Source organism: Corynebacterium jeikeium (assembly GCF_000738175.1).
Taxonomy (GTDB): domain Bacteria; phylum Actinomycetota; class Actinomycetes; order Mycobacteriales; family Mycobacteriaceae; genus Corynebacterium; species Corynebacterium jeikeium_C.
The window spans coordinates 1-8,544 of the sequence record NZ_JFCH01000006.1 but is presented as its reverse complement, the minus strand read 5'-3'; the positions used below and the strand labels follow the sequence as shown (position 1 = coordinate 8,544).

At 64.2% G+C, this 8,544-nt stretch carries 7 protein-coding genes; 3 read left to right on the top strand and 4 right to left on the bottom strand.

Features of this window, described 5'->3' with window-relative positions; translation table 11 throughout:
- Nucleotides 1–195: 195 nt before the first annotated feature.
- Nucleotides 196–2,457, bottom strand: a complete 2,262-nt coding sequence (sucB, locus tag JQ46_RS00040) for a 2-oxoglutarate dehydrogenase, E2 component, dihydrolipoamide succinyltransferase (RefSeq protein ID WP_034984366.1) — start codon at nucleotides 2,455–2,457, stop codon at nucleotides 196–198.
- A 197-nt stretch (nucleotides 2,458–2,654) separates the two neighbouring features.
- On the opposite strand from sucB, the gene JQ46_RS00035 reads away from it, so the two are divergent.
- A complete protein-coding gene (locus tag JQ46_RS00035) occupies nucleotides 2,655–3,050 on the top strand; it encodes a hypothetical protein (RefSeq protein WP_034984365.1) in 396 nt (131 codons plus the stop codon).
- Nucleotides 3,051–3,114: 64 nt separating this feature from the next.
- Here the strand turns inward: JQ46_RS00035 and JQ46_RS00030 are convergent, their stop codons facing one another.
- Nucleotides 3,115–4,818 carry a leucyl aminopeptidase gene (locus JQ46_RS00030; RefSeq protein WP_034984363.1) on the bottom strand — a complete coding sequence of 568 codons (1,704 nt, stop codon included), beginning with the start codon at nucleotides 4,816–4,818 and terminating at the stop codon, nucleotides 3,115–3,117.
- 145 nt (nucleotides 4,819–4,963) lie between these two features.
- On the opposite strand from JQ46_RS00030, the gene JQ46_RS00025 reads away from it, so the two are divergent.
- Nucleotides 4,964–6,163, top strand: a complete 1,200-nt coding sequence (locus JQ46_RS00025) for a branched-chain amino acid aminotransferase (protein WP_034984362.1) — start codon at nucleotides 4,964–4,966, stop codon at nucleotides 6,161–6,163.
- Here the strand turns inward: JQ46_RS00025 and JQ46_RS00020 are convergent.
- The gene (locus JQ46_RS00020) at nucleotides 6,130–7,134 is read right to left on the bottom strand and encodes a nicotinate-nucleotide--dimethylbenzimidazole phosphoribosyltransferase (RefSeq protein WP_034984361.1); all 1,005 of its coding nucleotides are present in this window, start codon (nucleotides 7,132–7,134) and stop codon (nucleotides 6,130–6,132) included. The genes JQ46_RS00025 and JQ46_RS00020 overlap by 34 nt on opposite strands.
- A 25-nt stretch (nucleotides 7,135–7,159) precedes the next feature.
- Complete coding sequence (locus tag JQ46_RS00015; protein ID WP_034984360.1) at nucleotides 7,160–7,888, bottom strand: DUF3043 domain-containing protein; 729 nt, start codon at nucleotides 7,886–7,888, stop codon at nucleotides 7,160–7,162.
- Nucleotides 7,889–8,046: 158 nt separating this feature from the next.
- Between JQ46_RS00015 and JQ46_RS00010 the strand changes: the two genes are divergently transcribed.
- The gene (locus JQ46_RS00010; RefSeq protein ID WP_011273332.1) at nucleotides 8,047–8,391 is read left to right on the top strand and encodes a HesB/IscA family protein; all 345 of its coding nucleotides are present in this window, start codon (nucleotides 8,047–8,049) and stop codon (nucleotides 8,389–8,391) included.
- Nucleotides 8,392–8,544: the final 153 nt, after the last annotated feature.

Genomic DNA, 8,544 nt, shown 5'->3' with positions numbered 1-8,544 from the left:
GGGGGGGGGGGGATATCCGGAGCCGCTGCCCGGGGATAATATCCGGAGCTCCTGCCTGGGGCTACTGCACCCAACAACACAGAACGCCGACCCCGCGGGAAGCGGGGCCGGCGTTTCGCCTGGTCAGTTGGCGACTGGTATTAGCCGGCTGCAGCCAGTATTGCCAGCGCAGCCTAGCCGCAGCTAGCGCCTAGCTTAGAGCTCCAGGTCCTCGGTGAAGTCCGAGTTCTCCAGGCGGTCACGCAGGGTGGACATGAAGCGGCCTGCGTCGGCGCCGTCGATGACCTGGTGGTCGTAGGTCATCGGCAGGTAGACCATCTGGCGGATGGCGATAGCCTCGCCCTCGTCCTCACTCAGCACCACCGGGCGCTTCACAATGGCGCCGGTGCCGATCATGGCAGCCTGCGGCGGAACCAGAATCGGGGTGTCGGTCAGGGCGCCCTCGGAACCGATGTTGGTGATGGTGAAAGTGCCGCCGGACAGGTCGTTCGGCTTCAGCTTCTTGTTGCGTGCGCGGTCAGCAATGTCGACGATGGCCTGAGCCAGCTCCGGCAGGGACATGTCCTGCGCATTGTGGATAACCGGGCTCAGCAGGCCAGCCTCCGTGTCGACAGCAATGCCCAGGTTGACCTGCTCGTGGTAGGTCATCTCCTTGGTCTTCGCGTTGTAGGAAGCGTTGACGTTCGGGTGGGAGATCAGAGCCTCGACCGCTGCCTTTGCGAAGAATGGCAGGTAGGTCAGGTTCACACCGTGCTTGTCGGCGAAGGCCTGCTTGTTGGCCTTGCGCAGTTCGGCAACGCGAGTCATGTCGACCTCGTGGACCTGCGTCAGCTGAGCTGCAGCGTGCAGGGAATCCAGGGTGGTCTTCGCAGTGATCTCGCGGATACGGTTTACCTTCTTGACGGTGCCGCGCAGCTCCTGCTTGGCCGGGTCCACCTTGTAGGAGGAAGCGCGCGGGCCAGCCGGGGAAGCGGACTTCGCGGAGGAGCCGGAAGCGGAAGTGCCTTCTGCTGCGGCCAGGATGTCCTGCTTACGGATACGGCCGCCGACGCCGGTTCCCTCGACGCTCGACAGATCGACGCCATGCTTCTCAGCCAGCTTGCGTACCAGCGGAGTGACGTAGGGGAGGTTGCCCTCGGCAGGCTTCGACTGCTTTGCAGCCGGCTTGGAGGACTTAGATTCGGACTTGGACTCAGCCTTGGCCTCGGACTTGGACTCAGCCTTGGCCTCGGCCTTCTCCTCGGCCTGCTTAGCCTCAGCCTTCTTTTCCTCCGCCTTCGGCTCGGCCTTGTCCTCGGATTTCTCAGACTTCTCGGCCTTGTCCTCGGAGGCGGACTCGTCGGACTTGGAGGAACCGGAGTCGGAGTCAGAGGAGCCGGACTTGGCGGCGTTCTCGTCGCCGATGCGGGCGATTACCTCGCCGACGTCGACCGTGTCGTCCTCGTTGGCCAAGATTTCTACCAGGGTGCCGGCGACTGGGGAGGGGATCTCGGTGTCGACCTTGTCGGTGGAGACCTCCAGCAGCGGCTCGTCGACCTCAACCTTGTCGCCGACGCTCTTCAGCCACTGGGTGATGGTGCCCTCGGTGACGGACTCGCCGAGCTCCGGCATGGTGACGTCCTCGGCCTCGCCGGAACCAGAGCCAGAGTTGTCGGAGGACTTGGACTCAGAGTCGTCGGAGGAGCCGGAGTCGGAGGAGTCAGACTCGCTGGACTCGGACTCGCTGGACTCGGAGGAATCAGCGGAGTCGTCGGAGTCGTCGGACTCGGAGGAATCAGCGGAGTCGTCGGAGTCGGAGTCAGAGGAGCCGGACTTGGCGGCGTTCTCGTCGCCGATGCGGGCGATGACCTCGCCGACGTCGACGGTGTCATCCTCGTTGGCCAGGATCTCTACCAGGGTGCCGGCGACCGGGGACGGGATCTCGGTGTCGACCTTGTCGGTGGAGACCTCGAGCAGTGGCTCGTCGACCTCAACCTTGTCGCCGACGCTCTTCAGCCACTGGGTAATCGTGCCCTCGGTGACGGATTCGCCCAGCTCCGGCATGGTAACGTCCTCGGCCTCGCCGGAACCAGAACCGGAGCCAGAGCCAGAGTTGTCAGAGGACTCAGAATCAGAGTCATCGGAGCCGGACTCGGACTCCTCAGCACCGGACTCCTCGGCAGCGTCGCTGGAATCGTCGTCGCTGGAGCTGTCGGCGTCAGAACCAGAAGGCTCTTCGCCCTCCTCACCGATCTCGGCGATGACGGCGCCGACGTCCACAGTGTCGTCTTCCTCGGCGATGATCTTCAGCAGCACACCACTTGCAGGGGACGGGATCTCCGTATCAACCTTGTCGGTCGATACCTCCAGCAACGGTTCGTCGACGGAGACCTTGTCTCCGACCTTCTTCAGCCACTGAGTAACGGTGCCCTCGGTTACGGACTCGCCCAGTTCGGGCATTTCGACGGAGTACGCCATGGTGTTTGAAGCTCCTCAAGCTAAACGGAAATCAGCTGTGGTTATTTGGTTGAAATACTACATAAGTCTACGCGCCTTGCCGTCGCTCCGCCGAGCGCCCCCTCGCCCTTTACCTCCGTGCCTTTTTCATGACGCCCCCTCACCGCCTCCGCGCACCTTTGGGGAACCGCTGGGTATGTGAACTAGAATTGGCTAACGTGTTTAATCTTTTCGGCCGGAACAAAAATACTTCCACCCGACCGCCGCGTGCGCCGGGGGAGACCATCCGCCCCAAGGACCTGGCCTACCTGCAGCAGTGGGCCGGAACCCGCAAGGGTGTGGAGGGTTTTGTGGAGCCGGAAACCATCGTCAACGAGATGTCCGTGGTGCTGGTCGACAGCGAGGGGGAGTGGACGCGCCGCCGCATCGGTGGGCCGAAGGGCATCGACAAGGTGGCCCAGTCGGTTGGCATTCCCCTGTATTTCGCGGAGGAAACCGGTTACCCGCAGCGCATGCGGGATCGTATCGAGCGGGATCGGCTGATCAAGAAGCGCCTGGAGCAGCGCGAACGGCGCGCACAATTTGAACAGCGCCACGCCGAGCAGGGGGAGTAGCGCCTAGCCCCGGCCCGCCCCGCGCAGGTGCGCGCGACCCGCGGGCCAGCGCAGCCCGGCCTGCCTAGCCCTTCAGCGCAATATCCTCCAGCGCGGCGATGATGGTGCGCACCGGTGAGCCGGTTGCCCGCTTCGGGGTGTAGCCGTATGCCGCGCCGTCGTTGTAGGCCGGGCCAGCGACGTCAATGTGCACCCACTGCACGCCCTCGGTCACGAAGTTTTTCAGGTAGTGGCCCGCCACGGACATGCCGCCCCAGCGGTTGCCGGAAATGTTCTTGATGTCCGCGACGTCAGACTTCAGAGCTTCGCCCAGCTCCGCAGGCAGCGGCATCGGCCAGCCGGCATCGCCCACGCGCTGGGAGATGATCGCCACGCGGTCGCGGAAATCCATCGAGCCCATGATGCCTGGCGTGCGGTCGCCCAGAGCCACCATCTGCGCACCCGTCAGGGTGGCGGTTTCGATCAGGTAGTCCGGGTTGTCCTCGCAGGCGCGGACGATGGCATCGGCCAGCACCAGGCGGCCCTCTGCGTCGGTGTTCAGCACCTCGGTGGTGGTGCCGCCGTAGTGGCGCAGCACGTCGCCGGGGCGGGTGGCCTCCCCGCCGGGCATGTTCTCCGCCAGCGGAACGGTGGCCGTCACCCGCGCCGGAATGTTCAGCTCAGCTGCGGCGATCACAGCTGCAACGACGGCCGCGGAGCCACCCATGTCGGAGATCATGTTCCACATCTTCGCCGGCGGCTTCAGGGAAATGCCGCCGGTGTCGAAAGTGATGCCCTTGCCGACCAGCGCCACGTGCGGGGAATCCTCAGCGATCTTGTCCGGGTTGTAGTCCAGGCGCACCAGACGCGGTCCGCGTGCCGAGCCCTGACCCACGCCCAGAATGCCGCCGAAGCCCTGCTCTTCCAGCGCGGCCTCGTCCAGCACCTCCACCGTCACGCCGGTGTGCTTCGCCGCCTCGGCGATGATGCTCGCGTAGCTTTCCGGGTACAGCACGTTCGACGGGGTGTTCACTAGGTCGCGTGCCAGCGCCACTGCTCGCACGGTGGCCTGCGCGTGCTCCAGGGTGTCCGCCGGATCCTCGCCGGTCAGCACCTCAATCGACTCGATAGCCGGCGTGTGCTCGGCCGTCTTCAGCCCCCGGTACTCGTAGGCTCCCAGCGCGTGGCCGACCAGTGCGGCTTCTGCGCCCAGCAGGCCCAGGGCACTCACCACTCGCGCGCCGCGCGCCGCGGCCTTTTCTTGGCCCTCTTGTTGTTCGGGCTTCTTGATGCTTCGGGACGCCACGCCTGCGGCCACGCGGACGTCCTCTGCAGACACCTCATCGGCCGGTCCCATACCGATTGCCAGGATCTTCTCCGGGCCGCTAGAGCCAGCGCCGGCCTCGACGATCTCCTCGGCAGTCTCCGGATCCACGGTGGATTCCTGCACCTGGGCGGACAGGTTTCCGGTGGAGACGACCTCGCTACGGCGCTCGGCCGAGAGGTTGGGGACTACCGTGACCTCGCCAGCAGTGCCCTTGGCGCCGACGGAAATAAGCAGCTTCCACATTTCCAGCTGCTGCTCGGCCGTGAGGGCGTCAATAGGAGCACCAGTGAGCTCCAGACCAGCCTCACCTTCGAAGACCGGGATGACCAGCGTGTCGATGACCGACGGGGTGGCGGTGCCGCTGTCCTCGAGCGTGGAATCGGTATGTACCAGCGACATCTGCGGGACGAAACCGCGGGACGGCAGGCCGGCGATGGGGGAGGAAGAGTTAGTGGCGGTCATAGGGGAATCGACTGCTCCTTATAAAATGGTTGTTCGCTGCTTTCACTTTACCCAGAATCGCCTGACGGTAGATCGGTGGGAGGGAACCCCCAGAAATTGTTAGCCCCCTCACACTTTTGTGGAACGGCAGAGTAGTCTGGGACACATGACTACTCCAGAGGCAAACCCCCAGACCCCAAAGGCCCAGCAAAGCTCCCAGGTGGAGTTCACCGTCACCCGCAATGAGAACCCGGTGACCGACGACAAGATCGCTGAGATACTCTCTGCACCCGGCTTCGGCAAGTACTTCACTGACCACATGGTCGCCATCGACTGGAACACAGAAGAGGGCTGGCACAACGCCCGCGTTGAGCCCTACCAGCAGGTCCAGATGGACCCAGCATCCAGCGTGTTCCACTACGGCCAGGCCATCTTTGAGGGCCTGAAGGCATACCGCGGTGAAGGTGGCAAGATCGTCACCTTCCGCCCGGAGCAGAATGCCCGCCGCTTCCAGAACTCCGCCGCCCGAATGGCCATGCCGGAGCTGCCGGAGGAACTGTTCCTGGAATCCCTTCGCCAGATCGTGGACATCGACCAGCGCTGGGTTCCGCAGGGCGGTGGCGAAGAATCCCTGTACCTGCGCCCGTTCATGATCTCCCGCGAAGTCGGCCTAGGTGTGCACCCAGCCAGCAGCTACACCTTCTTCGTGATCGCCTCCCCGGCAGGCGCCTACTTCTCCGGCGGCATCAACCCGGTCAGCGTGTGGCTTTCTACCGAATACACTCGCGCTGCCCCCGGCGGCACCGGCGCGGCGAAGTTCGCCGGTAACTATGCGGCCTCCCTGGCAGCGCAGGCCTCCGCGCAAAAGGAAGGCTGCGACCAGGTGGTATGGCTGGACGCAACCGAGCACAAGTACATCGAAGAGATGGGCGGCATGAACCTGGCGTTCGTCTTCGGCAGCGAGGACGGCGGCGAAGGCGAGACCGCCGGCGCTGGCGCCGAAAATGTCACGCTGGTTACGCCTGAACTGTCCGGCTCGCTACTGCCGGGCGTGACCCGCCTTTCCCTGTTGGAGCTGGCCCGCGACCTGGGCTACAAGGTGGAGGAACGTCGCATCTCCACCGACGAGTGGAAGGAAGCCGCACAGTCCGGCGCCATGACCGAGGCCTTCGCCTGCGGCACCGCAGCCGTTGTCACCCCGGTCGGCACTGTGAAGGACGAGTCCGGCGAATTCCAGGTCAACGGCGGCCAGACCGGTCCGGTGACCATGCGCCTGCGCGAGCAGCTGACGGGCATCCAGAACGGCCGTGTCGCCGACAAGCACGGCTGGCTCTACACGCTGGTGGAGCAGGCAGCCACCGCGTAACGCACCATCGGCAAGGCCAGGACGGCGCCCAGCCCCTGGCCGGTGCCGAGCTGCAAATCCAGCAGCGGCTCCAAACCCAGCGCATTGAGCGCCGGGAGGGCAGCGGGCTCCGTACCTGCTGAAGCCGCCAGCCACCACGCGGCGGCCCCCGGTGCCAGCATCTGTGCGCACAGTGCCGCCGCAGCAGCGCCCACACCGTCGAAAATCACAGGCGTCCGGCGCACAGCTGACTGCGCCAGAATCCCCGCCATCACCACCACGTCGGCTGAGCCGATTTGCTGCAGCACCCGCGCGGCCACCGCCTTGTCGTCGCGCACGCGGAACATCGCATCGCGGATCACCGCAACCTTTGACTTCCACGCCTCGTCGTCGATGCCGGAACCCCGGCCGATGATCTTCACCGGCTCCACGCTGCACACGCTGCCGATCACCGCAGCGGCCACCGTGGTCAGCCCCCGCCCCAGGTCACCCAGCAGTAGCACCTGCGTGCCCTTGTCCGCCTCCTGGTCGGCGAAACGCATGCCGCGCTGCAGGTGTTTTACATAGTCCTCGGGGCTCAAAGCGTCCGCGGTATCGATGGCACCGGAGGCAGTGCCCAACGTGGCGTCCATAATAGAAAGAGAAACCCGCGCCGACCTGCACGCATCCACAATAGGAGCGGTCGCATCGGCCAGGCTCTCGCGCACCTGGGCATTAAAGTCCGCAGGCAGGGCGGAGATCTCCGGGTGCGCCTTGGCCACCCCGTGCTCGCCGGTCACTATGACCAGCCGCGCCGTTTTCAAGGCCTCGGCGGGCGCGGAGCCCTGGCAGGCGGCGATCCAAGTAGCGACACCCTCCAGTCTGCCCAGCGAACCAGCCGGAATGGCGGCCTTCGTCGGCGCGGTGGTGCGCAGCTGCTCGGCTCGACTGCGCGTGGCCTCGTCCGGCGGGACGATAGGCGGGAAGTTCGGGGCGGAGGTCGTAGAAGCCATGGGTTTCAGTCTAAACGCTGTTGGCCTATACGCTGTCGCCGATCTGCTTCTGCGGGGCAGGGGTGCGCAGGCGGCGGATCATCGTGGCGCGGGTGAACGCATACAGACCCAGGCTGAACTTGCCGTGCGGGTTATCCGGGAAGCGCTCGTTGACCTCGCGGTTAATGCGGCGGCCGAGCCAAATGCCCTCACCGATCATGATGAGGAACACGACCATCATCACCAGCGCAGCCAGGTTGGCGATGTTCGGGTTGGACATGCCGAAGATCATGATGACGATGACCAGCAGCGCCAGCGGCAGGAAGAAGTTCATCATGTAGCGGCGGGAATCGACCCAGTCGCGGACGAAGCGCTTCTCCGGCCCCTTGTCGCGATCCATGAGGTAATCCTCGTCGCCGGCCATCATGCGCTGGTTGGCGCGGCGCCGCTCGCGGTTCGCCTCGTCCTTCTGGCGCTGCTTCATGGCCTTGTATTCTTCCTTGGACATGGAGGCCTTGAGCTCCTTGCGCTGCTTGCGCGCCTCGCTCGGGGTAGCGGGGGCGGTGTAGGCGCTGCGGCGCACGCCGTGCTTGCGCTCCTGCTCGTTGCGCTTCGGGGTGGCCTTGCCCTTCTTCGGCGTAAAGGCCTTGGAGTTCTTTTCCTTAGTGACGCCACCGTCTGCGTCGCTGTCTACCTCAGTCGACGTATCGGCATCCTGTGGCGAGACCTGATCCTCGGCTGAGTCGGCGACCTTTTCCTGCTTCTTCCATGGCATTTTCACATGTAACAGGCTAGAGCAGGAGGGCAGGGGAACAAAACCAAAAACGCTGGGACGGGAATAACCCTAGGGGGCAGTGGCGTTGTGGAACAATGAGGCGTAGCTTGTGAGCAAAGCCATTTGAAGAATTCGGTCATTTATTGAGGAGGACCAACATGACTGCTCCAGAGAAGGTCACCGGTGTGGAGCTGACCGAGGCCGCCCAGCAGAAGGCGAGTGCCCTGCTGGCACAGGAAGGCCGCGACGATCTTTCCCTGCGCATCGCAGTGCAGCCGGGCGGTTGTGCGGGCCTGCGCTACCAGCTGTTTTTCGATGATCGCTCCCTGGATGGCGATCTGGTGGACGAGTACGAGGGCGTGAACCTGGTTGTGGACCGCATGTCCTCCCCGTACCTGATGGGTGCGAAGATCGACTTCGCGGACACCATCGAGTCCCAGGGCTTCACCATCGACAACCCGAACGCTACCGGTTCCTGTGCCTGTGGCGATTCCTTCAGCTAAGCGGCCGGTCTGTTCGAGTTCTAGCTGCTCTTATTAATGACGCCCCCTAGGGATGAATTCTGAACTGCTCCCCATTAGTTGGACTGAGAAATCAGTTACCGACTAGTGGGGAGTAGTTTTCATTGAGAGCACGAAGTTCGCTAAGTGAGCATC